The following is a 22,726-nucleotide window of genomic DNA, read 5'->3' on the forward strand; positions in this document are numbered from 1 at the left end:
AGGTCCCGTCAAGAATATATAAAATGTTATCAATTGCTAACTTTTAGCTTTGATGCAAACGGATCTGAGATCTTGGAAAGTCACTTTAGAAATATTTTAATGTGCACTCAATGTAATCCTTAAAATTTAAGGAGGCTGAATCTAATTTAAAACAAACTCATTTTTATTTGGATAAAGCAATTCAATTTGAGTAGATTTATCTACAAAAGGATTTGAACACAACGGAGAGTTTGATCCTGGCTCAGGATGAACGCTGGCGGCGTGCTTAACACATGCAAGTCGAACGAACCTTCGGGTTAGTGGCGGACGGGTGAGTAACGCGTGAGAATCTGCCCTCAGGAGGGGGATAACGGTTGGAAACGACCGCTAATACCCCATATGCCTACTGGTGAAACGAATTTCGCCTGAGGATGAGCTCGCGTCTGATTAGCTAGTTGGTGAGGTAATGGCTCACCAAGGCTTCGATCAGTAGCTGGTCTGAGAGGATGATCAGCCACACTGGGACTGAGACACGGCCCAGACTCCTACGGGAGGCAGCAGTGGGGAATTTTCCGCAATGGGCGCAAGCCTGACGGAGCAACGCCGCGTGAGGGACGAAGGCCTCTGGGCTGTAAACCTCTTTTCTCAAGGAAGAAGATATGACGGTACTTGAGGAATAAGCCACGGCTAATTCCGTGCCAGCAGCCGCGGTAATACGGGAGTGGCAAGCGTTATCCGGAATTATTGGGCGTAAAGCGTCCGCAGGCGGCTTTTCAAGTCTGCTGTTAAAGAGTGGAGCTTAACTCCATCATGGCAGTGGAAACTGAAAGGCTTGAGTATGGTAGGGGCAGAGGGAATTCCCGGTGTAGCGGTGAAATGCGTAGATATCGGGAAGAACACCAGTGGCGAAGGCGCTCTGCTGGGCCATTACTGACGCTCATGGACGAAAGCCAGGGGAGCGAAAGGGATTAGATACCCCTGTAGTCCTGGCCGTAAACGATGAACACTAGGTGTCGGGGGAATCGACCCCTTCGGTGTCGTAGCTAACGCGTTAAGTGTTCCGCCTGGGGAGTACGCACGCAAGTGTGAAACTCAAAGGAATTGACGGGGGCCCGCACAAGCGGTGGAGTATGTGGTTTAATTCGATGCAACGCGAAGAACCTTACCAGGGTTTGACATCCTGCGAACCTCTTAGAAATTTGAGGGTGCCTTCGGGAATGCAGTGACAGGTGGTGCATGGCTGTCGTCAGCTCGTGTCGTGAGATGTTGGGTTAAGTCCCGCAACGAGCGCAACCCACGTTTTTAGTTGCCAGCATTTAGTTGGGCACTCTAGAAAGACCGCCGGTGATAAACCGGAGGAAGGTGTGGATGACGTCAAGTCATCATGCCCCTTACACCCTGGGCTACACACGTACTACAATGCTACGGACAAAGGGCAGCAAACTCGCGAGAGCTAGCAAATCCCATAAACCGTGGCTCAGTTCAGATCGTAGGCTGCAACTCGCCTACGTGAAGTAGGAATCGCTAGTAATCGCAGGTCAGCATACTGCGGTGAATACGTTCCCGGGCCTTGTACACACCGCCCGTCACACCATGGAAGTTGGCCATGCCCGAAGTCGTTACTCCAACCCTTGTGGAGGAGGACGCCGAAGGTGGGGCTAATGACTGGGGTGAAGTCGTAACAAGGTAGCCGTACCGGAAGGTGCGGCTGGATCACCTCCTAACAGGGAGACAACAAAATGTTTAATATTATTATTTTGTCACCTTAGGTCGATCGGTATCTCACATCCTTAATTTATTAAGGATTTCATTTCCTAAGTTTTTCTAGGTCACACCCATAATTTTTCCTGGGCCATTAGCTCAGGTGGTTAGAGCGCACCCCTGATAAGGGTGAGGTCCCTGGTTCAAGTCCAGGATGGCCCATATCTCTACGTTGGGGGTATAGCTCAGTTGGTAGAGCGCCTGCTTTGCAAGCAGGATGTCAGCGGTTCGAGTCCGCTTACCTCCACTGATTACCACCTCTTCCATAATCTGTAGAAAGGAAAAATTTTGAGTTTTGATCTATTCTGAACGAATCTAGCTTCCTAATGAAATCATTAAGATGCTGGACTCATTGAATTATTTTCATTGTTTTCAGAGAACCTTGACAACTGCATAGATTATTTTTTAAAGACAATAAGCATCTTTAATGATGCAGATTTATTATTTGTGCGAATGCATTAATAACAATTCTATTAAGCTGATGCTTCAATTTTTGAAGTTATTGGTCAAGCTACAAAGGGCTCACGGAGGATACCTAGGCACACAGAGGCGATGAAGGACGTGGTTACCTGCGATAAGTCTCGGGGAGTTGGAAGCACACTTTGATCCGGGAATTTCCGAATGGGGCAACCCCATGTACGGCCAACTGAATATATAGGTTGGTGCGAGCTAACCCAGCGAACTGAAACATCTTAGTAGCTGGAGGAAGAGAAAGTAAATAACGACTCCCTCAGTAGCGGCGAGCGAACGGGGAACAGCCCAAACCGATAGTCTTGACTATCGGGGTTGTGGGACAGCAATATGGATCAATAAGTCTAGAAGAAACGTTTGAATGGCGTGCCACAGAGGGTGAAAGCCCCGTAATCGAAAGATAAGTTGACCTAGCTGTATCCCGAGTAGCACGGAGCACGTGGAATTCCGTGTGAATCTGCGAGGACCACCTCGTAAGGCTAAGTACTACTGTGTGACCGATAGTGAAACAGTACCGCGAGGGAAAGGTGAAAAGAACCCCGGGAGGGGAGTGAAATAGAACATGAAACCGTGAGCTTACAAGCAATGGGAGCCCGACTAATCGGGTGACCGTGTGCCTGTTGAAGAATGAGCCGGCGACTTATAGGCACTGGCGGGTTAAACCGGAAATGGTGGAGCCACAGCGAAAGCGAGTCTTAATAGGGCGTTTGTCAGTGTTTATAGACCCGAACCCTGGTGATCTAACCATGGCCAGGATGAAGCTTGGGTGATACCAAGTGGAGGTCCGAACCGACTGAAGTTGAAAATTCAGCGGATGAGCTGTGGTTAGGGGTGAAATGCCAATCGAACCAGGAGCTAGCTGGTTCTCCCCGAAATACGTTGAGGCGTAGCGTCTAGTGCTCCAGCAGGGGGGTAAAGCAACCATTTCGGTGCGGGCTGCGAAAGCGGTACCAAATCGATATGAACTCTGAATACCCTGTGTGTAACTAGGCAGTCAGACTGTGGGGGATAAGCTCCATAGTCAAGAGGGAAACAGCCCAGACCGCCAGCTAAGGTCCCAAAATTAACGCTAAGTGATAAAGGAGGTGGGATTGCCCAGACAACCAGGAGGTTTGCCTAGAAGCAGCCATCCTCAAAGGAGTGCGTAATAGCTCACTGGTCGAGCGATCCTGCGCCGAAAATGAACGGGGCTAAGCGTTATACCGAAGCTGCGGATAAATTTATTTATGGTAGGGGAGCGTTCTATGTAGGGTGAAGCGTTAGCGTAAGCGGACGTGGACAGCATAGAAGTGAGAATGTCGGCTTGAGTAGCGAAAACATGGGTGAGAATCCCATGCCCCGAAACCCTAAGGGTTCCTCCGGCAGGCTCGTCCGCGGAGGGTTAGTCTGGACCTAAGGCGAGGCCGAAAGGCGTAGTCGATGGATAACAGGTCAATATTCCTGTACCAGATGTGTTTTGGGAAGGGGGACGGAGAAGGCTAGCCAGGCCAGATGTTGGTTACTGGTTCAAGCGTTCGAGGCTTCGAGAGATGGAGAAAACATCTTGAGCTAAGGCGTGAGTACGAGCTGCTACGGCAGCGAAGTTGGTGATGTCATGCTTCCAAGAAAAGCCCTATACCCGTTAAGACACAAATGCCAGTACCCGAAACCGACACAGGTGGGGTGGTAGAGAATACCGAGGGGCGCGAGATAACTCTCTCTAAGGAACTCGGCAAAATGGCCCCGTAACTTCGGGAGAAGGGGTGCCAGCGAGAGCTGGTCGCAGTGAAGAGGCGCAAGCGACTGTTTACCAAAAACACAGGTCTCCGCTAAGTCGCAAGACGATGTATGGGGGCTGACACCTGCCCAGTGCCGGAAGGTTAAGGAAGCTGGTTAGCTTTTAGTGAAGCTGGCGACTGAAGCCCCGGTGAACGGCGGCCGTAACTATAACGGTCCTAAGGTAGCGAAATTCCTTGTCGGGTAAGTTCCGACCCGCACGAAAGGTGTAACGATTTGCGCGCTGTCTCGGAGAGAGGCTCGGCGAAATAGAATTGTCTGTGAAGATGCGGACTACATACACCCGGACAGAAAGACCCTATGAAGCTTTACTGTAGTTTGATATTGTGCTCGGGCTCTGAATGCGCAGAATAGGTGGGAGACGTTGAAATAGTGCTTGTGGGTACTATTGAGTCATCGGTGAGATACCACTCTTTTAGAGCTAGGGTTCTAACGCTTACCCGTTATCCGGGAAGCGGACAGTATCTGATGGGCAGTTTGACTGGGGCGGTCGCCTCCTAAAAGGTAACGGAGGCGCACAAAGGTTCCCTCAGGCTGGTTGGAAATCAGTCGTTGAGTGCAAAAGCAGAAGGGAGCTTGACTGTGAGACCTACAAGTCGAACAGGGACGAAAGTCGGTTTTAGTGATCCGACGGTTCTGCGTGGAAGGGCCGTCGCTCAACGGATAAAAGTTACTCTAGGGATAACAGGCTGATCTCCCCCAAGAGTTCACATCGACGGGGAGGTTTGGCACCTCGATGTCGGCTCATCGCAACCTGGGGCTGAAGTCGGTCCCAAGGGTTGGGCTGTTCGCCCATTAAAGCGGTACGCGAGCTGGGTTCAGAACGTCGTGAGACAGTTCGGTCCATATCCGGTGTATGCGCAGGAATATTGAGAGGATTTCTCCCTAGTACGAGAGGACCGGGAGGAACGCACCTCTGGTGTGCCAGTTATCGTGCCAACGGTAAACGCTGGGTAGCCATGTGCGGAGTGGATAACCGCTGAAAGCATCTAAGTGGGAAGCCCACCTCAAGATGAGTATTGCCATGGCTTAAGCCAGTAAGGTCACGGGAAGAACACCCGTTGATAGGCTCTACGTGGAAGCTTGGTAACAAGTGCAGCGGAGGAGTACTAATAGACCGAGGGCTTGACCAAATAAACTTAATTTATTGTTTTTAATTTATATAATTTTCTATGCAGTTCTCAAGGTTCACACTATCCTGGTGTTCATGGCGATGTGGAACCACTCCGATCCATCTCGAACTCGGTTGTGAAACGCATCAGCGGCGAAAATATTTAGGGGGTAGCCCCTTGAGAAAATAGCTCAATGCCAGGTAAAAATATTTAAAAGGGTTTACTTATATTGAGTAAGCCCTTTTTTATTTTTGGCAACTTGGACACCAATGGGTACTTCTTCCAGCAATTTTTTTCTTTTCAATTAAATTTCCACATTTGCGACATTCTTTACCATTTCTCCTATAGACATTTGTTTGTAAACCAAAGTTTCCAATCTCGCCTTCCAAGTCTCTAAAATCACTAAATGTAGTTCCTCCGGAACCTATACTTTTTTTTAATACATCAACAATTGATTCTTTGAGCTTAATTAACTCTTCCTTCTTTATTGTTTTAGCTTCCCTAAATGGTTTGATTCCGGCTAAGTATAAACTTTCATCAGCATAAATATTCCCTATACCTGCCACTATTGTTTGATCTAATAGGATAGCTTTGATAGATTTTGTTCTTTTAGAAATAACTCTTTTAAGGTAATTTGCATCAAAGTCCTTAGAGAATGGTTCTGGTCCTAATGAACCTAATCCTTTGATTATTTTGTTAGGCGATAACCCTTCCTTTATCCACCACATTTGACCAAAACTCCTTACGTCAATGTATCTAAGTTCATTATTTTTTTTATCAAAAACTCTTATTCTTGTATGTTTGCAAGGTTGAGTAGATTTATTAATAAATTTGAAATATCCTGTCATTCTTAGATGAACTACAAGAAATCCGTTATTTTTTGAGGGTTTCTCGCGAGGAAATTGAATATTCTCATGTTCAAATTTTCTTAGTTCAGCTATTAAATATTTTCCTCTTCTATCCCATTTGTACAAAATTGAGTTCTGAAGTCCCTTAATAAATTCTTCTTTGTTACAAGGAAAAGCTACAGTTGAATCCCTACAGACTTCTACTTTTTTAATAATAAAGTTATTAAGTTTTTGCTCTAAACCTCTTCGAACAGTCTCTACTTCAGGTAACTCAGGCAATTATTTAAGCTTTTTCTAATTCACTTTCAGCAAAATTATTTGTATTCATTCCACCTTCAGTACCGCTTATGCCATTGTAATTAACTTTTTCAAATCTAACGACACAGTTATATTTGATACCTGATTCATCAACAGAAGCAACTTTACCTATTTCATTGTACCAATATGATTCTGGTCTTTTTACTCTTACGAGATCTCCTCTTGAAATTGCCATTACTTTTAATTTAACTTTTTAAACAATAACCCATCATTAATAGTCTTAGACAAATTATTCACACATATTAATTAAAAGTTCTAACAAAAATCATTTATTAAGTTTTTTTCGAACTCTTCTTTAGCAGGCTTACCTCCCCTCCATTTTCTGCCTGGTATTCTTACATCTAATTCATTTTTATCGCAGTTTATTGAAATAATAAGTTTTTTCTTTTCTTTATTTAGTACATTTAAAACTTTTCTCCTTTTAATTTTGTCATAAGATTTATTTTGAATAATTATTGGGCCATAAATTTGTTTATCTAAATCAAGTAATTCATTATTATTTTTATTTTTAATTATTTGATAGTTTTCTGAACTAATTGGATCCTTTTTGCGTAATAAGAGCTTTTCCCCAACTGTTAAAGAATCTGGATTCTTGAGATTATTAATCTCTATTAAATATCCTAAATTCAACCTATATTTGTTTGATATTTCTGTAAGATTTTCACCTATTTGAACAATATGATAATTATTTATTAAATCAGATTCTTCTGTGGTATTTTCAGGAGATTCGAAGATAATAAGATTCTGGCCAACATAGATATAATTTTCATTTTTTAAATTATTCAATTTAATAATTAAATCTTTATTTATTGAATAGAATTTTGAAATACTTGAAATTGTATCTCCAATTTTTACGATATGAATTTTTTTTATTTTAGTTATGTCTTTAGAAATTGATTCTTTTTTAGCAATATTTTCAATTATATTATTTTCTGGATTAGTCTTTTCTTCTGATTTAATCAATGATTGATTAAAAAAATTAATAAGTATTGCAATTATTAAAAATAATAATTTCATTAATTTCGATTTTTATTTAAAGATAATCTTTTAATTCAAAATCGCTAGGGTTTCGGAAAAAATTTAAGTAATTTAAATGTTAAAAATAAACTTTAAAAATTTCTTTATTCTTTCGTAAGGAGGATATCTCAGATTTAAATCAAATAAAAAACCTTTGAAAGTAATAGATTTTTGATTTGAAAAATTTCGAAAACCTTCCTCTCCATGAAATTTACCAATACCACTCTGGCCAACACCTCCAAAAGGTAAATTAGGAATAAGGACAGGTAACATAACATCATTGATACAAATAGTTCCTGAGCTGGTTATTCTTGAAATTTGATTATGGATTTTTTTATTGCCTCCAAATAAGTAGATTGCTAATGGTTTTGATGTTTGATTAATCTGTTTTAAAGCAGATTCTTTATCATTGATCCCAATTACTGGAAGTAAGGAGCTGAATAGTTCTTTTTGCAAAATATCCGTTTCATCTAATTTTGTTTTAAGAATTGTAGGAGATATTTTTAACTTTTTCTTACTAAAACTTCCTCCATATAAAATTCTTTTTTCTTTTTTATATCGTTTGAGAATCTCTAAAGTCGATGAAAATTGCTTTTTTTCTAATTTAGATAAGTTTTCTGAACTAATTGGATCTTCTCCGTAAAAACTTTCTATGCATTGCTTTAATTTTTCTATGAAATTATTTTTAATTTCTTTCTCTACAAAGATATGATTTGGAGCCATGCAGGATTGACCAGAATTAAAAAATTTGCCCCAAACAATTCTTTTCGCAGCAACTTCTAAATTTGCATTCTTTAAAATAATTACAGGATTTGTTCCGCTTAGTTCAAGAGTTAATGGAGTTAGGTTTTTTGAAGCCAATTTCATAATAGATTTACCTGTTTCGGTACTTCCTGTGAAAAAAATATGGTCAAAATTTTGTTCAATTAATTTTATGGATTGTTTATAATCACCTTCTACTGTAAGGAGGATATCTTTTTGGAAATATTTGGAAGTAAGGTTTTTAATAAGTTTTGAAGTCGAAGGGCATTTCTCTGAAGGTTTTATAACTGCAGTATTCCCCGCTGAGAAAATATTTACCAATGGTTTTAAAACGTACAGTAATGGATAATTATATGGACCAAGAATTAATACACACCCAAGAGGTTCATAAATAACTTTTGAGGATGATGGAAATAGATAGAAAGGTGTATCAATTTTTCTGGGACGCATCCAAGAATTAAGTCTCTTTTTTATTAGTGAAATTTCTTCTTTGACTAAAAGGATTTCTGAAAATCCTTCGATTTCAGATTTTCCTAGATCAATAAAAAGGGATTTTATTATCTCTTTTTTGTTTTCATCTAAAAGTTTAGAAACTATATTGATCTGCTTGATCCGCCATTTTATATCTCCCGTTTTACCTGTTAGAACTGTATTTTTTAATTTGTAGATATTTTCTAAATGAAATTTATCAGAAACTTTCATTTTTTATTTCTATTAATAGTATTAAATATATCAGAGGACAAATTCTAAATTACTAGAGTTTTTAGCAACTTAAGCTAAGGTGAGTAATTTTCAAGCGAGAATCAAATTAATTAATATTGCCTTTGAAAATTCTAATTTTTCCTAGTTAATATATTTCTATGAAAGAAAAGTTTTCAATTAGATTGATATCTAAAAATGAAATAACAGAAATTACAAATTGGGCAAGGTTAGAAGGATTTTCTCCTGGAATTGATGATGTATCAATTTATAGAAATACAGATAAACAAGGAGTATGGGTTGGTTGCCTCGACAATAAACCTATAGGTTCAATTGCATGTATTAAATATAATTCCTCATATGGTTTTATAGGTTTGTTTATCGTAAAAAAAGAATTCCGAAATAATGGGTATGGAGTGAGATTATGGAAACATGCACTCAATTATTTAAGAAATGTTGATTGTATTGGTTTAGAGGCTGCTCCAGATAGATTGAATGATTACCAAAACTGGGGTTTTAGAAAATCTTCAATTACAAATCGATGGAAATTAAATGGTTTTCAAGACTTACCATCGAGTAATTTCTATAAAGATAAATTCCATTCTTTTAAAGTTGTACCTGGTAATAAGATTTCCTCTGATGCAGTCTTAATTTACGATGATCAGAGAGAACCTAGTCCCCGTCCTCATTTTCTAAATGACTGGTTGAAAAATTCTCATGGTAATGTTAGTGCGATTGTCGATAATAATGGGATGTGCCATGGATTCGGCAGGATACGACCTTGTGTATTGGAGGATAATAAGCAAGGCTGGAGAATCGGCCCTCTTCTGGCTGATACTCCCCCACTCGCTGAACTTCTAATCAGGGAATTAGTTGGTCATTTGGATTCTCAAATCCTATTAGATTGCTCTAATCTTAACCCTTATGCAAACTATCTTTTATCAAGTTTGGGATTTGAGGGAATATCAAAAACTTATAGAATGTATAAGGGTATTCAACCTCCTTGCCCAATGAATCAAGTATACGGACTTGCTTGCTTGGAACTGGGATAATTCCCTTTTAAATAGTCTTCATGCCTTTTTTAATAATTTAGGAATTTTAGTTAGCTATCCATAAGTTTAACTTTCAGAAGTTTTCAAAATCTTTTTTACAATATCGGCGTTAATTATCGTTATTGCTCCATTATCAATATTAGCTACTTGAAATAAGGTCCATGAATTTGGATTTCTAGCTCCTCCAATACAGTTAATAACTTGACCGACCCAATAATTATTCTTCTTCTCTTTAGTATCCTCGCAATTCTCTTCATTTTTAATTACTACATAATCGCCAGGTCTAACAAAAAGAAACTCAGAAGTTGCTGAGATCACAATAAATAGCTAATAGTATACTTGTACTATAGACTGTTATTTATTTTGTTGTCGAGCTTTGAATTAATTTGTAAACTACAGGTAATTTAAAAATAAAATGGAATCTACTGAAATCGCTATATTTTCAACATTATTGGGTTTAATTTTAGCTTTAACTGACGCTTACATAGAACGAAATATCCCTGGATAAGATTTGCGAATCATTTGTCATATTAAATAAGATTTAAGTTGGTCTAATATGTCTGCACGATAAGAAACTAATTTTGTAAAAACCAAATAAATTAAACCTCCCATTGCAATTCTCCCGTTAATTTTCTCCAATTGCTTAAGTTTTCTAAACAAAATTCTTAGGCGTCTAGACTAAATTTAGAAGTTATAAATAATAAAAAAGTATTAATTACTTCAAAATCAAAAAAAAATTAAAAATATCCTTTAAATAGGAATTTACTTTAGAGCCAGGCTTCTTTCATTTCAAGATAAAGTCTTTCGCTCTCAGCGGAATTGATTTTGCTGTCTGTATAAGATTGCTGCTGCTGCTGCTGCTGTTGCTGTGTTGAGTTAGTATTAGGATTTTGAACTTCGCTCATTAGGAGGCTAAATAATTTTGTGTTTATTCTCTCATATTCAGCGCTTTTTTTGTCAATTTGAATTCTTAAATTTTTTTTAAATTTTATGTGCCCTCGGTTTCTCTGAATTTAGTGAAAGTTATTTCGCCACTGTAGGTTTTGTATAGAGGAATTTAACTTCCCAGTATACAATTCCTAAGAAAATAGCACTTGCAATAATAATTTCGGAAATAGCTAGCATTTTATTTATTAATAATATTTAAATTTTGGTATTAATTTACACAGAATGCAATAGGTACTAATTACATTCCTAATTTTAAAAAATCTTACTTAATAAAATAACGCATCAAAATAATATAAAATTTTAAGTTAGATACTATTTTTATTCGTGGGGAATTTTATAAATACATCAATTCTTATACCTTTGATACCTCTTGCTACGTCTTTATTTGTTTTTGTTTTATTGGCCAGTTTTAACAGGACAATTAATAGATTAACAAAACCAGTTACTGCACTTATTGCATTATCTTTATTAAGTCCTGCTTTTATAAGTTCCTTTTATTATTTTCAGAAAATTGAAGAGGAATTTCTTTTATCGAAATTTTTAAAATATTTTGAAGAAACAAATTTAGTTTTGCACCTCAATTTAGTAAATGAAAAAATCATAATTTTTTTCTCATTAATAATGACATTGGTAATTGGTTTTTCTTTTTATAAGTTACCCAGGAGAAAAGGATATGTCTCATTGATGATTGGTCTTGGACTAATCTCTTCTTCGATAATGCTCTCAATATTACTACTAGATTTTTCAGCATTAACCTAAACTGAATTTTATAATTGACAAAGCATGGTTAAGTTCTTGAACATAATTTAATTCATCTTGAGAAATTCTTTTAATGACTTGATGATTTGGATTGTTTTTTAAAGAATTTGAATAGGTTTAAAATGAATGCTTTTCTGTTTTTATGTTGTAAATCATGAGCATTGACTGGCGATAAAACAAACCATGACAAGTACAAGGCGTCTCACAAAAAATCTATAAATCCTAAATTTATCTTCTAGTCTTTGCTTCATTTCTTTGAGATGCGAGTTTTGTTAACAGCTTAATAAAAATGTTTTTTCATCAAAAACATTGTTTTGTCATTTTTAATACCAAGGGATTCTTTAAAATTGAGAACTAAAAGAAATGCAAAATAAGGAGATCTATCTATAGCCTCTAAAAAACAGAATCTTTGAAAATTCCTATTAGAATATTATGAAGTCAAGGAAGCTGACGATACTATTTAAAATTAAAGAATTCAAATTCTTCATGAACATCGCTTTTTTAACTATTATTATTTAGTTATTGGGCTATGTAGCTTTTAAATGATTAGTCAGAAATTAATATTGCTACTCTGATAATCATCATCTGCCATTGAAAAAAATTATTTTCATGTATTAATTGGATAGATAAAAAATTTATATGATGATAAATGAAAAGATTGCAAATGCGAAAAAGAGGATTGATGAATTAGAAAGACTTATAAAATATTGGAATGAGTCAAAGCAGGGTGAGACAAAAATAGTTAATTTTCCAATCAAAATTGACAATAAAGCTTCCTAGATATTGATAATTTACTGTGATTAGCTTTTTATGGATTTAAAGTCATTAAATATCTTTGAGTATTCATATATATTTTTTAAATAGAGCAATTAAACCTATTCTCAAAAACAGTAAAGAAGAAATAACCTAAAAGAAAAATTCATATGAAAACATTTACAAAAGAATATTTATTTCCGATTAAATTTTTACCATGGATCTTTTGGGTGTTTTTATCTTTAGCGAGTATATATTTGTGTAAAATCGCCTGGGCAAGTTGAGTGTAAAGTATTTTTAACTTCTTCTTAGCCAATCAGGCGCACCGCCAAACCAGTCAGATATATCATCTTCATTTGGGTTGAAATGATTTTCCCTATCGATTCCATCTATCCCAAATGATTGTAAAAGGTTATCAATCCCACCTTCGTTTTTTACACCATTCCTCCTAAAGCTATTAGCTTTCTTTAGCCAAAGAGAAATTGTAGAGTTGTGCTGTGCAAATTTCTCAACATATATTCTCTCTTCTAAAGAAATTGATTTGTCAAATGCAATTCTTTTGATTATGCCCTGGATCTTTAATCTTTTTTGATTACTCAAAATCATCTTAGAACAAACTATTAATACAGTTATAGGAAGGAAGCTTAAGAAGATCTTGTCAATGTGAATTTCAACAAATTTTTTATTTTAAAAGGTTTTTAGAAAGAAAAGTCTTAAGATGCTGAAAAAGCCATTAATTAAGTAATGCATTATACGTTTATTTATTTATGAAACTTATAAATTTTATAAATTAGATAAGAAAAGCAAATTCAATCCACTCCTCAGTATGCTGATGCGGAGAAAATAAGAGACGAAATTATTGCTTTATAGTAAACTTGTACTATAATTAGTACAGATGTATTATTAAGCTATGAAAGTGATTTCATCTTCTCCTTACGCCCCTTTTAATTCTAAAGAGTGGAATTCTCTAGTAAGTAAAAATCAAAAGTTTGAAAATACTCCAATAAAGATTCAAAAGAAATTTTATAAAACTTTTATCTTAAAAAAGATTTATAAAAATGAACTTTTGCAAGATAAAAATGAATCACATCAACAAATGAAACTTGTATTTGCGTAGAAAAATTTCAACAAACAATCTTTTTTGGAAAATTATTTTTACGAGATCCAATTTTTTGTTAGATTAGTATAAAGACAAGAAGGTTTTAATTTGGCTGTAGATCGAGAACTTTTAAAAGAAGTTACCCAAGAACTTTGGAATACTGTAAAAAAATTAAGACCAGAAATTGATAGGCAAACTCGCCTTCAATTAGTTTTAAAGGCCTTATTGACTATCGGAGATTTGCCGGATCAAATGCAAGCTGCAATGGTAGTGGGTGTTTGCGCAGAAATGGATAAGAGTGATATTGAAAATGTTGAAAATAATTCTCAAACAAAAGAAACTAATAATACAAGCTTAGTTGACACTTCCACAAGAAGAAAAGTAGTTAGGAGAAGTTCAGCTAAATAATTTTAAAACAATTATCCTTTGATTTTTTTTGATTCGTTTTTATTAAGTCGATTGAATAGATAATATGAAATTACAAGCAAAAGAGGAACGAATATTGAATGCAAAGTCATCATTAATTCTGTTTGGCCCATTCCTATAAGATTTGAGTCGCTTGGTAGCTGCTCCGACCACGTACCAACTAGGTGCCATGCTTGAGGAATTGATAAGAAAAACATATAGGAGGTATTAGTTAGGTTTATGTTCAGATAAACATTATCATTAGTGAAAGTTTTTGCTCTGTTTATTCTTATTTCTTAACTAATCATTTTTAAAAATTTAAGAAAATTCTTGATTTTATAAATTTATTGTTTTAAGGAGAGCTGCAAATGCTTTTTTGCCAATAATTCTTTCAGCCGCATAAGCGCCGCTTGCTGAGACAGCTGGAATCCCAATACCTGGAAATGTACTTGCTCCGCAAGTAAATAGATTTTTCACTGGAGTTTTGCATCCTGGGAAAAGGCCTTTTGCAGCGGAAAGTGCTGGTCCGTAACTGCCGCAATAGGTATTAGTAAATTTTTTATGTGTAATTGGGGTCCCTAGCATCTTTAAATTTATCCTCTCATCTATGTCAGGGATAAATTTTCGCACTGCATTTAGCAATATTGAACATCTTTCTTCTTTCAGATTTTTATATTTTAGTTCATTTGGATTTAGGTTTTCCCAAATTTCCCATGGCTCATTTGCAGGAGTATATCCATGAAGAACATGCTTTCCTTTTGGAGCCATGTTTTTATCTAAAACAGATGGGATTGAAAACACAGCTATATTTCTTTCTGCGGTAATACCTCTCTCCCAATCATCAACATAAATTGCATGTAGTGGCAAATTTTCAAGACCATCAGCATCAAAGCCTAAATGGATATGAAGGAAAGAATCACATTTATTAGGATTCAATGCTTTTGGTTTCCATCTTTCTGAGATTTTATTTGGAATTAATTTTTTTAAATTCCAAGCATCAGTATTTACTACAACAGATTCACAACTATAAGTGGAACCATTTTCAAGGTTTATACCCGTGGCTAAATTTTTATTGAAGTTTATACTTTTAACTTTTGATGAGAGTATTAATTGTCCCCCATTTTTTTTGAATCCATTAATTAATGCTTTTACAATAGATTCACTGCCTCCTTTGGGATATTCAAGGTAGGATTTTGGTTCAAACCATTCATTAAATAAAGTAGCCATCGCAGCTGTATTGGTATGATGCATTGACATTCCACTTATCAAAAAGCTTAATAAGTCAACCCAATTTCTTAGAAAAGGATCTTCTAAGTGATTATCTACTAGATTCCCAAAGGCCTTATTAATTTTTGGTATTTGCTTGACATTAGGTAAAAATTTTAAGGTTAAATTTATTAGCTCTAACAAATTTTTTGAGTCGGGCGAAAATGATAGTAGTGGTATCTCATTTATTATTTGGCTAAGGGGTTTTATTTCTGAAATAAATAATTCCCATTCTTTTAAAGATTTCTCCCCTCTCAAAGCTTTTATTATTTGCTTAAAAGGTTCTTCCCCAACATCAAGATTAAAATTGCCTTCGGGAACTATTACTTGCCAACTTTTGTACTGAAATAGTTCAACTTCTTCATCGAGTAATTTAAGAATTTGTCCTAGAGGATTAGTTGTTGGCCATTTACCTATACCACTCCATAAAGAAGGACCAGACTCAAAAGTGTACCCTTTTTTACTGAAACTATGAGCAACTCCTCCAGGTTTATAATGGGCCTCGCAGATAAGAACTTTTTTGCCAGATAAGGCTAAAATTGAACCACAACATAAGCCTCCTATACCACTCCCAACTATTATTACATCAAATTCTGACATTAAATATAAATTTTCATTCCTTCAAAACCTATATTCTAGATAAATGTATTGGTTGAAGCTGAAATACTAAGTACTACAGCGAAGAAAAATATGTAAGGAACTGCTTTGAGAGGTATGTATCCTTGTTTTTTAGAGATGAAATCCATCAGATTAATTACTTTTTGTAAATATTATAACGTGATTCTGTTCCATATGTGTACCGAAGCTTCTGTTTTTTAGAAATATTTCGAAACAAAGAAATATTTTTGAGAGGATTTTCTTACTAAGAACATTTTTTAAGAAGTTTGTTTAGTATTTAGTTCTTAGATTGGAATCTATTATGAAGGACTTACCTGACATAAAGGAATTGAAATTATTAGAAAAAAATTCTCAAATTAATGGTAGCGGGATAGTTTATGAGGAATTGTTAGGAATATGGAATTTTCAGTATGTATGGGGAAAAGAGTCAGATGAAATAAAAAATATACCCAGTTCGATTCTCCAAGTATTATCGGCAAGATTAGAATTAAAGAGGAAAAATAAAGAAGATCAAATAAATTATGAAATAAAAAATTCAATTAATTTCGGATTATTAAAGATTATTTTTATAGGCAGTGCAGAATTAAAAGGGCTTAGACCTTTGTTAACTTTTTATTTTGAAGAATTGAAAATTAGTATTAGTGAATATCCAATATTTAATAAGAAATTAAAAAAACCTGAAGATAAAAAAATGCCTTTCTTCTCACTTGTAGGAATTAGCACTAAAGATAATTGGATGTGTGCACGAGGCAGGGGGGGAGGGCTCGCAATATGGTTCAAGTCTTAAATTAGTGGTATTCCCCTGGATGATCTACTTTCCTTACGATGACTTTATCAACTTTTTGTCCATTAAATCTTAAGAGATCATCTCCTGAAAAATCATATCCTAAGCGTTGACCTATTAGTGCTATATCATCCGCTGTAGAGGATGATGTAACCTGCTTTTTTAAGTCTTCATCAGATTGCATCTTAATTAAAAATTTTCTTATTTCAGAAAAACTCATTAGTATGTTTTTTGATTGATTTTAAATAATTTATAAAAATCTTGTTCTTTTTAAGAACAAGATTTTTATAAATTATTATACTATTTTTATGACTTACTTATTCCTCTATGTAGTTGGCATACTTTTAATATGGTGGACATATCGTGTTGGTTGGCTTGAGGCGCTAAAAACAGTAGTTAAAGTTATAGTTCCATCTTTACTTATTATTTTATTTAACATAAAGGCTGGAAGATTACTTTTTAAAAGTCCTTTAATTGGTTTATTAAGCGCTTTGCCTACCTCTATTTTTATTTTTAGAGGTTCATTGCCTCTAGTTAGTTATATTAATAACTTGATTGAAAATAAAATCAATAATTATGATGATTCAGAAGTTATAGATACTGATTCTGTCCCTTTAGATGATTAGATTAATTTAATCAAAGCCAAGAAATAATTCTTTATGTACAACAAGAACATCAAATAAAGTTGTGCCATGAGAAGGACTTAATGGAATTTTATCTATACTGAGTGCTTCTGCGCAAATTAAATGAGCATCCCATTTTGTATCGTGATCACTTATTTCAATTGACCACTCGATTACTTTTTTGAAATGATCTGGCATCTCTGAACCAATTTTTCTGCAAATTTGACATAGAACTGATAAAAGAGGAGGTTTTGATGGCCTTTTTAAATCTTTAATAAGACTTGGTTGTGTAAAAACGCTTGTATAGCGGATGTAGTCTATTAGTTCATATTCTTCTTTAGTAAGACCTGCTTTATCTAAGGCTCTTTCAAATTCTTCTATGGGAGTTATGGGCCTATCCAAGATATCAGTTGTTGCCGCTTTCTTTTTTTGAAAGATTTTTATTTTCTGAATCTAGTTTTTCTTGGTATATTTCATTTTTTTGATTGCTTTTTAAAGATTTAGTCGATTCCTCTTTGTATTCTTCGTTCATAACTTGATCGATTTCATTTTGAAATTCATTCGATGCTTTTTTAAGACTTTTCAAAGTTTTGCCAAGTTGTTTTCCTAATTCTGGCAGCTTTTTGGGACCAAAAATTAAAAGAGCTAAGATAAGTATTACAGTAACTTCAGGCAAACCTACACCAAAAATATTCATAGCTGATAACTAGTTAACTAACGAGGAAGTATACTATTAAATATAGTCAAATCATTTAATAATTTCATTCTTGGAAATAGCTTTATTAATATTAAAAAATTTTGACAAATATTATTGTTATTAATACCCCTTTAAAAAAAACTAGCCACAGTAATTGATAATCACTCAATTTCAATTTTTTTTGATACCAATTTATGAGATCTTTGTGTTTTTCGATTAGTTTTCTGATTCGCATTGAGATATTTTTTATTATCACTTATTTTATATTAATTTTTTATTATCATTAATTTTAGAGAAATCTTAGATTTAACTCAGATTAGAATAATCTAAGAAATTTGAATCTTATTTTTCTAAACTAATTTTTTTGCTCAATTATTTAAACTAATTTTTGAATATCTAATTTCTTTAAAATGAAGTCCTTATTTGTGTTTTTTTACCTAATATTTTTAATTTATCCAGCTAAAGCGGTTACTACAAAAATGTTTAAAGTATTGGATACATGTGCAAGATATCGACTTGGTGAGATTGATGCTGATCAAGCTATGGAAAAACTAAAATTAAAATTAACGAATTCTTCTACAAAAAGGCCAAAGGATTTAGTAAGCAAATATTGTTCAGTTTTTACTCCAAATGAAAAAATTGAATTTTAATCTTAGTAATACATTTTTAATTATTCTTCTTTGAATAATCTTTAACTTTGTTTTCGACTTCTTTGAATTTTTTAAAATTAGTTAATTTTAAATTAAAATAAATCCAAAAAATAATAGGAAATAAAGAAATATAAATTTTTAATTACATAGTTGTGAGTTAATAAATTCACTTTAGTTTATTTCAATCATTTTTTAGTATCTTTTAAAACTAAAAAAAGTGACTTTATACTTTATTTTTTTACTTTGAAGGCCACAAAAAAATCAAGTTAACCTTTAAAATAAAACTTTATAAGAATTATTGTGCAGATCGGAGATAAGATTCCAGAATTTTCTTTACTGGATCAAAATGGAATTAAAAGATCAAATAAGGGATTAAAAAATCCTCTAGTTTTATTTTTTTATCCAAAAGATGATACGCCAGGTTGCACCATAGAAGTTTGCGGATTTAGAGATAAGTATGACTTATTTAAAGTTTTGGGCGCGCAAGTTTGGGGAGTAAGTAATGGAAGCACCTCAAGTCATTTGGCATTTGCCAATAAAAATAAGTTACAGTATCCACTACTTTGCGATACGAATGACTCTCTTAGGAAAACTTTTAAAGTTCCTAAAGTATTAGGTTTTATGGATGGCAGAGTAACTTACGTTATCGATAGAAAAGGGACAGTAAGGCACATTTTTAGAGATTTATTGAATGGTCCTGAGCACATCAAAGAGGCGATTAGAGTACTTAAGGAAATTCAAAATCAATAAATTATTATTCACAGAATTCTAGATTAATAAGTTTTGTTTTATTATAGTTCCAGCATTTATTTAATCTATGAAGAAAATGGGAATGGAAGCTGTTGATCTTGCTATTCAAAATGGAGTTGATCTTGACGGTACTCCGATCCCTCCAAAAATGCTAGATCTATATAACAGAATAATGGATGAGGAGAATAAAAGACAAAGGAGTGGTGTTAAAAAATCAATGAGAAATAGATGCGTCAAAACTGGTTCTAAGCATTTTGATAAAGAAACATTGAATCAATTATTAATTGACTCAGGATGGGAAGGTCTCAAAGAAAAGGAAATTTTATTTTTTTATAACTAAAAACAAAAGGATTTTTTAAAATCTACTTCTAAAAGTATTTATCGAAATTTTTTTACTTAAATTAAGAAACTGATAACTAATTAAATATTTTTTTAAATCTAATTTTTTGTATTATTTAAACCATCCTTTTTTGTTAGAGGACATTATTTTCTCTTTTTCAGCTTTTCTTTTATTACTTGCTTTTTTGAAAGCCAAGTTGGCTTCTATAACCGTAACTATTGATATAAAAAAAAGACCAGAAATCCCAATTATTTGTTCACTTTGAGAAGGTTCTGAATCTCCTTGTAGAAAAAAACCTAAAGCGAACCATGCAGTACTAGCACTGATGGTAAAAAAATAGGGTTTCCATCTTCTTTGATATAAGTAACCCGATCCTAAACCAGGAAGAAAATTTAAAAAAGAAGCTACCCACCCTTTTGAAGATGCAAGTACTTCTTCTCTTGAAGGAGAAGACATTTATATTAGGTATTTATTAAATGTGAATTTATATAAGCAAAAGATATTGCTGCACAAATGACCCAACTAAAAGGTAGGAACATTCTTATTTTTTCTTTATTATTCATATTTTAATTATGGAAAATATTTTTAAAATCTGTGGATTTAATGGATATCTTAAAACTAAAAGAATTAAAAAAGACGGTTAAAAACCGTCTTTGAAAAAAAGTAATTTCTCTAAAAATAAATTATTTATTTTTTGAGGATGAGAGTACTTTAAGTTCTTTCTTTACTTCTTTTTCCCTCTCTTCAAGATGTTTTAGTTGAGCCTTAAAAGCATCTTCAAGTCTTACTTTTTGTGTTGTAATTTCATCAAGCTCTTCTTGATGTTGGTTTTTCTTTAACTCCTTCATTTCACTATCGGAAATAACATATACTGGGCGATATGAAGGTGTTTCAAAAAGAAGATCAAACATTGAATACATAAGTGACCTTTGAATTAGTACAAATTTAATATCTGATAATTCTTTGAAATATGAAAGGATAAATACCGAAGATATTGATACGGCAAATACACCGAATTACGGTTTACCTAACATAACCGCATAGTATTTACCGGTCAAAATTTAAGATATGTTTTAAAGTATTAGAGAGATAATTCTAAAAATATAAATTAAGAAGAACTAAAAATGGATTTAAAAATTACTAAAACATTAGTAATACCATCCAAGGAAATTAAGTGGCGATTTTCCAGATCTTCAGGTCCTGGAGGGCAGAATGTAAATAAAATTGAAAGCAGAGTAGAGATTATTTTTAATTTAGAAGATTCAAAAGTACTAAATGATTATCAGAAAGCAATTCTCAAGATTAATTTGAAAAATAAATTAGTGAAAAATATTTTATGTTTAGCGGTTCAAGAACATAGAAACCAATTGTTAAATAGGCAGTTAGCCTTAATGAAATTTAGTTCAATCATAAAAGATGGCTTAAATAAACCATTTAAATTTAGAAAATCTACAAAACCTACTAAAGTATCGCAAAAGAAAAGAATTGATTTTAAGAAAAAACGTGGCGAATTGAAAAAAAGTAGGCGAAAAGAAAAAATATATCAAGTATGAGAAAAATAAATATTTCCCTCGTAAATTGTAATGAAAGCATATGATTAATTTAATTTCATTTTGGTTTATTGAATTCGAATAATGATTTTTGGTTAATTGACTCCAATTTTGTAGGGGTGATGCGTTTTTATAAAGATAAAGAGCCTTCTGAGAAATCTATTGCTTATATGTTTATTGAAGAAGGAATTATTATGGGAATTCATGGAGAAAATCCTCCATTAATGAAAACTAGAAAAAAAATTGTTATTGAAGAAGCAAGATTATTATGGCAAAAATTGTTAAATCAAGGTTGGCAAAAAACTAATAAAAAATGGTGAGGAAATTCAAAAATAAATTTTTTTTAATTTCAGAAAATAAATGAACCTTTAGGGTATAGCCTGGAAATTTTTTTCTGCTGTAAATATTTCTTATTTTTGATGTCTTTTTCATATCTTCTCAACATCATTATATAGTTTGTAACTCCAAAAATCACTAATAAGAAAATAAATCTTATTCCTGCCTCAAAGTTCATATGAATATTAAGCTTTATTTTAATCTGACAATTACTAATCAAAAATCAATCGGTATTTATATCTAATTAAAACGTCTAGTAAAAATCTTTTTTGATTTTACTGTATAAAAAATACATAACAAAAGTAATATTAAAATTGCACTAAAGCTTCCGATTGGGTTCGGAACATTTTGTGTAAAAGGCCCTGCTAAAAAAGAAGGTGTATTTTCTTTGAATTCTATTAATCCGTTATTTAATAAAAACCAAATGCCCACAAGTCCTCCATGAATTCCTATGCAATTCCATAAAGAACCTTTATCTCTAATTTTTACTAATGATAGAAATATCCCAAGTAAAATAAATCCCAAACGTAATCCTGCTATGTCCCAAAAGATCTCATTTGATAAATTATGAACGAAGCTAAAAATTATAGCTTGCAAAGCTATTGATATTTTTGTACCATATTCAAATATTAATTCTTCTAGTAACCAGCCTCTAAAAATTATTTCCTCTGCGAATCCAACACCTAATCCCAGTACAATAGAATTTAACAATATTATTGGCGAGAATTCACCTATCCAAGAAATATAATTTTTTTGCAATAGTGGTACCAGAATTAGAATTATTAAAAGTAAAGCAAATAGAATACCTTGAGAAAAATTGACAAAGTTTTTTAAGAATTTGTCTTTTGTTATCCCAAGAATTATCCAAGCACTTGATTTGTTTCGTTTGATATAAAACCAATATGGAAGTAAAAGGATAAAAAGTAAGAAAGTAATAATAGTACCAATTAAGGATAAATTTTGTTTTTCAAAATTAAACAATAAAAGTGGCTGAGATAAAGCCCAGCCAATGCCATAAAGAATAGGAATAAAAAATATAGTGGATAAAAATCTTGGTCTTAAAAGAAAAAAACTTCTAATTAGTATCATTACATTTTTCATTTTAATTTGAATATTAATTAACCCCAGCCTTTGCCTTTTATTATTCTAACTACTTGTTCAAAAAGTTCTAGCTTTTTCTTTTTACTATAGTTTATGTTATTTGAAAGAATAGATAAATCTTTATAAAATTGCCGAGTTATTTTATCTTCTTTGTCACTAGGCCATAGTAAGTCTGAGCCCTCTTCATATTCTTCTTTATATCTCTCTTTAATCAAATGTTTTTTTATATCGTAATAATTTAAATTTTACTTA

At 33.5% G+C, this 22,726-nt stretch carries 28 protein-coding genes, 2 tRNA genes and 3 rRNA genes; 17 read left to right on the top strand and 16 right to left on the bottom strand.

Annotated elements, in window-relative coordinates:
* The first annotated feature begins 218 nt into the window (after positions 1-218).
* The 5 genes from SOI86_RS08340 (at position 219) to rrf (ending at position 5,301) form a co-directional block, all read left to right on the top strand.
* Positions 219-1,703, top strand: a 16S ribosomal RNA gene (locus SOI86_RS08340).
* A gap of 125 nt (positions 1,704-1,828) precedes the next feature.
* Positions 1,829-1,902 (top strand) — tRNA-Ile (locus SOI86_RS08345).
* Between the two features lie 12 nt (positions 1,903-1,914).
* Positions 1,915-1,987 (top strand) — tRNA-Ala (locus SOI86_RS08350).
* Positions 1,988-2,244: 257 nt separating this feature from the next.
* Positions 2,245-5,120: ribosomal RNA gene (locus tag SOI86_RS08355) — 23S ribosomal RNA — on the top strand.
* Positions 5,121-5,184: 64 nt separating this feature from the next.
* A 5S ribosomal RNA gene (rrf, locus tag SOI86_RS08360) occupies positions 5,185-5,301 on the top strand.
* Together the 16S, 23S and 5S rRNA genes with 2 tRNA genes alongside form the textbook arrangement of a ribosomal RNA operon.
* Positions 5,302-5,344: 43 nt before the next feature.
* On the opposite strand, the gene SOI86_RS08365 is transcribed toward rrf, so the two are convergent.
* The 4 genes from SOI86_RS08365 to SOI86_RS08380 form a co-directional block, all read right to left on the bottom strand.
* Positions 5,345-6,226 carry a DNA-formamidopyrimidine glycosylase gene (locus SOI86_RS08365; protein WP_320681358.1) on the bottom strand — a complete coding sequence of 294 codons (882 nt, stop codon included), beginning with the start codon at positions 6,224-6,226 and terminating at the stop codon, positions 5,345-5,347.
* Positions 6,227-6,230: 4 nt separating this feature from the next.
* Positions 6,231-6,440: a photosystem I reaction center subunit IV gene (locus SOI86_RS08370; RefSeq protein WP_320681359.1), complete on the bottom strand. Its 210-nt coding sequence runs from the start codon at positions 6,438-6,440 to the stop codon at positions 6,231-6,233.
* Positions 6,441-6,520: 80 nt separating this feature from the next.
* Positions 6,521-7,282, bottom strand: coding sequence for a LysM domain-containing protein (locus SOI86_RS08375; RefSeq protein WP_320681360.1), 762 nt, complete (start codon positions 7,280-7,282; stop codon positions 6,521-6,523).
* Positions 7,283-7,354: 72 nt separating this feature from the next.
* Complete coding sequence (locus tag SOI86_RS08380) at positions 7,355-8,746, bottom strand: aldehyde dehydrogenase family protein (RefSeq protein WP_320681361.1); 1,392 nt, start codon at positions 8,744-8,746, stop codon at positions 7,355-7,357.
* A gap of 158 nt (positions 8,747-8,904) precedes the next feature.
* Here SOI86_RS08380 and SOI86_RS08385 point away from each other — a divergent pair, with 158 nt between their 5' ends.
* Entirely contained in the window at positions 8,905-9,795 is an 891-nt protein-coding gene (locus SOI86_RS08385) for a GNAT family N-acetyltransferase (protein WP_320681362.1), read from the top strand.
* 66 nt (positions 9,796-9,861) lie between these two features.
* On the opposite strand, the gene SOI86_RS08390 is transcribed toward SOI86_RS08385, so the two are convergent.
* Both SOI86_RS08390 and SOI86_RS08395 read right to left on the bottom strand, forming a co-directional pair.
* Positions 9,862-10,113 (bottom strand): DUF3104 domain-containing protein, encoded by a 252-nt coding sequence (locus tag SOI86_RS08390; protein WP_320681363.1) that lies wholly within the window; start codon positions 10,111-10,113, stop codon positions 9,862-9,864.
* Positions 10,114-10,562: 449 nt separating this feature from the next.
* Positions 10,563-10,700: a hypothetical protein gene (locus SOI86_RS08395; protein WP_320681364.1), complete on the bottom strand. Its 138-nt coding sequence runs from the start codon at positions 10,698-10,700 to the stop codon at positions 10,563-10,565.
* A gap of 367 nt (positions 10,701-11,067) precedes the next feature.
* Here SOI86_RS08395 and SOI86_RS08400 point away from each other — a divergent pair, with 367 nt between their 5' ends.
* Entirely contained in the window at positions 11,068-11,502 is a 435-nt protein-coding gene (locus SOI86_RS08400) for an NADH-quinone oxidoreductase (RefSeq protein WP_320681365.1), read from the top strand.
* 642 nt (positions 11,503-12,144) lie between these two features.
* Complete coding sequence (locus SOI86_RS08405) at positions 12,145-12,282, top strand: hypothetical protein (RefSeq protein ID WP_320681366.1); 138 nt, start codon at positions 12,145-12,147, stop codon at positions 12,280-12,282.
* A 270-nt stretch (positions 12,283-12,552) separates the two neighbouring features.
* Here the strand turns inward: SOI86_RS08405 and SOI86_RS08410 are convergent, their stop codons facing one another.
* Positions 12,553-12,861, bottom strand: coding sequence for a hypothetical protein (locus tag SOI86_RS08410; protein ID WP_320681367.1), 309 nt, complete (start codon positions 12,859-12,861; stop codon positions 12,553-12,555).
* 304 nt (positions 12,862-13,165) lie between these two features.
* Between SOI86_RS08410 and SOI86_RS08415 the strand changes: the two genes are divergently transcribed.
* Together SOI86_RS08415 and SOI86_RS08420 are read left to right on the top strand one after the other, a co-directional pair.
* Positions 13,166-13,372 (top strand): hypothetical protein, encoded by a 207-nt coding sequence (locus SOI86_RS08415; protein ID WP_320681369.1) that lies wholly within the window; start codon positions 13,166-13,168, stop codon positions 13,370-13,372.
* A gap of 90 nt (positions 13,373-13,462) precedes the next feature.
* Entirely contained in the window at positions 13,463-13,762 is a 300-nt protein-coding gene (locus SOI86_RS08420) for a TIGR03894 family protein (protein ID WP_320681370.1), read from the top strand.
* Between the two features lie 11 nt (positions 13,763-13,773).
* Here SOI86_RS08420 and SOI86_RS08425 read toward each other — a convergent pair whose 3' ends face one another.
* Together SOI86_RS08425 and SOI86_RS08430 are read right to left on the bottom strand one after the other, a co-directional pair.
* Positions 13,774-13,977 (bottom strand): hypothetical protein, encoded by a 204-nt coding sequence (locus SOI86_RS08425; RefSeq protein WP_320681371.1) that lies wholly within the window; start codon positions 13,975-13,977, stop codon positions 13,774-13,776.
* A 118-nt stretch (positions 13,978-14,095) separates the two neighbouring features.
* Positions 14,096-15,625: an NAD(P)/FAD-dependent oxidoreductase gene (locus SOI86_RS08430; RefSeq protein ID WP_320681372.1), complete on the bottom strand. Its 1,530-nt coding sequence runs from the start codon at positions 15,623-15,625 to the stop codon at positions 14,096-14,098.
* Positions 15,626-15,944: 319 nt separating this feature from the next.
* Here SOI86_RS08430 and SOI86_RS08435 point away from each other — a divergent pair, with 319 nt between their 5' ends.
* The gene (locus tag SOI86_RS08435; RefSeq protein ID WP_320681373.1) at positions 15,945-16,430 is read left to right on the top strand and encodes a hypothetical protein; all 486 of its coding nucleotides are present in this window, start codon (positions 15,945-15,947) and stop codon (positions 16,428-16,430) included.
* A gap of 1 nt (position 16,431) precedes the next feature.
* Here the strand turns inward: SOI86_RS08435 and SOI86_RS08440 are convergent, their stop codons facing one another.
* A complete protein-coding gene (locus tag SOI86_RS08440) occupies positions 16,432-16,647 on the bottom strand; it encodes a Nif11-like leader peptide family natural product precursor (protein WP_320681374.1) in 216 nt (71 codons plus the stop codon).
* A gap of 88 nt (positions 16,648-16,735) precedes the next feature.
* Here SOI86_RS08440 and SOI86_RS08445 point away from each other — a divergent pair, with 88 nt between their 5' ends.
* A complete protein-coding gene (locus tag SOI86_RS08445; protein WP_320681375.1) occupies positions 16,736-17,053 on the top strand; it encodes a hypothetical protein in 318 nt (105 codons plus the stop codon).
* 6 nt (positions 17,054-17,059) lie between these two features.
* Here SOI86_RS08445 and SOI86_RS08450 read toward each other — a convergent pair whose 3' ends face one another.
* Positions 17,060-17,452, bottom strand: coding sequence for a hypothetical protein (locus SOI86_RS08450; RefSeq protein WP_320681376.1), 393 nt, complete (start codon positions 17,450-17,452; stop codon positions 17,060-17,062).
* A 4-nt stretch (positions 17,453-17,456) separates the two neighbouring features.
* The gene (locus tag SOI86_RS08455; protein WP_320681377.1) at positions 17,457-17,747 is read right to left on the bottom strand and encodes a TatA/E family twin arginine-targeting protein translocase; all 291 of its coding nucleotides are present in this window, start codon (positions 17,745-17,747) and stop codon (positions 17,457-17,459) included.
* 479 nt (positions 17,748-18,226) lie between these two features.
* On the opposite strand from SOI86_RS08455, the gene SOI86_RS08460 reads away from it, so the two are divergent.
* The 3 genes from SOI86_RS08460 to SOI86_RS08470 all read left to right on the top strand — a co-directional run bounded on the left by SOI86_RS08460 (position 18,227) and on the right by SOI86_RS08470 (position 19,487).
* Complete coding sequence (locus SOI86_RS08460; protein WP_320681378.1) at positions 18,227-18,397, top strand: hypothetical protein; 171 nt, start codon at positions 18,227-18,229, stop codon at positions 18,395-18,397.
* Positions 18,398-18,697: 300 nt separating this feature from the next.
* Positions 18,698-19,147: a peroxiredoxin gene (locus tag SOI86_RS08465; protein ID WP_320681379.1), complete on the top strand. Its 450-nt coding sequence runs from the start codon at positions 18,698-18,700 to the stop codon at positions 19,145-19,147.
* A 67-nt stretch (positions 19,148-19,214) separates the two neighbouring features.
* The gene (locus SOI86_RS08470) at positions 19,215-19,487 is read left to right on the top strand and encodes a DUF4090 family protein (protein WP_320681380.1); all 273 of its coding nucleotides are present in this window, start codon (positions 19,215-19,217) and stop codon (positions 19,485-19,487) included.
* 111 nt (positions 19,488-19,598) lie between these two features.
* Here the strand turns inward: SOI86_RS08470 and SOI86_RS08475 are convergent, their stop codons facing one another.
* Positions 19,599-19,943, bottom strand: coding sequence for a hypothetical protein (locus tag SOI86_RS08475; protein ID WP_320681381.1), 345 nt, complete (start codon positions 19,941-19,943; stop codon positions 19,599-19,601).
* A 227-nt stretch (positions 19,944-20,170) separates the two neighbouring features.
* Positions 20,171-20,407, bottom strand: a complete 237-nt coding sequence (locus tag SOI86_RS08480) for a hypothetical protein (RefSeq protein ID WP_320681382.1) — start codon at positions 20,405-20,407, stop codon at positions 20,171-20,173.
* A gap of 204 nt (positions 20,408-20,611) precedes the next feature.
* Between SOI86_RS08480 and arfB the strand changes: the two genes are divergently transcribed.
* A complete protein-coding gene (arfB, locus tag SOI86_RS08485; RefSeq protein WP_320681383.1) occupies positions 20,612-21,040 on the top strand; it encodes an alternative ribosome rescue aminoacyl-tRNA hydrolase ArfB in 429 nt (142 codons plus the stop codon).
* 68 nt (positions 21,041-21,108) lie between these two features.
* Complete coding sequence (locus SOI86_RS08490; protein ID WP_320681384.1) at positions 21,109-21,357, top strand: DUF1651 domain-containing protein; 249 nt, start codon at positions 21,109-21,111, stop codon at positions 21,355-21,357.
* Positions 21,358-21,613: 256 nt separating this feature from the next.
* Here the strand turns inward: SOI86_RS08490 and SOI86_RS08495 are convergent, their stop codons facing one another.
* Positions 21,614-22,474, bottom strand: a complete 861-nt coding sequence (locus SOI86_RS08495) for a CPBP family intramembrane glutamic endopeptidase (protein WP_320681385.1) — start codon at positions 22,472-22,474, stop codon at positions 21,614-21,616.
* Positions 22,475-22,491: 17 nt separating this feature from the next.
* On the bottom strand, positions 22,492-22,689 hold the full coding sequence (locus tag SOI86_RS08500) for a hypothetical protein (RefSeq protein WP_320681386.1): 198 nt from the start codon (positions 22,687-22,689) through the stop codon (positions 22,492-22,494).
* Positions 22,690-22,726 lie beyond the last annotated feature (37 nt).

The sequence above is a fragment of the Prochlorococcus sp. MIT 1314 genome, from assembly GCF_034093315.1.
GTDB lineage: Bacteria > Cyanobacteriota > Cyanobacteriia > PCC-6307 > Cyanobiaceae > Prochlorococcus_A > Prochlorococcus_A marinus_Y.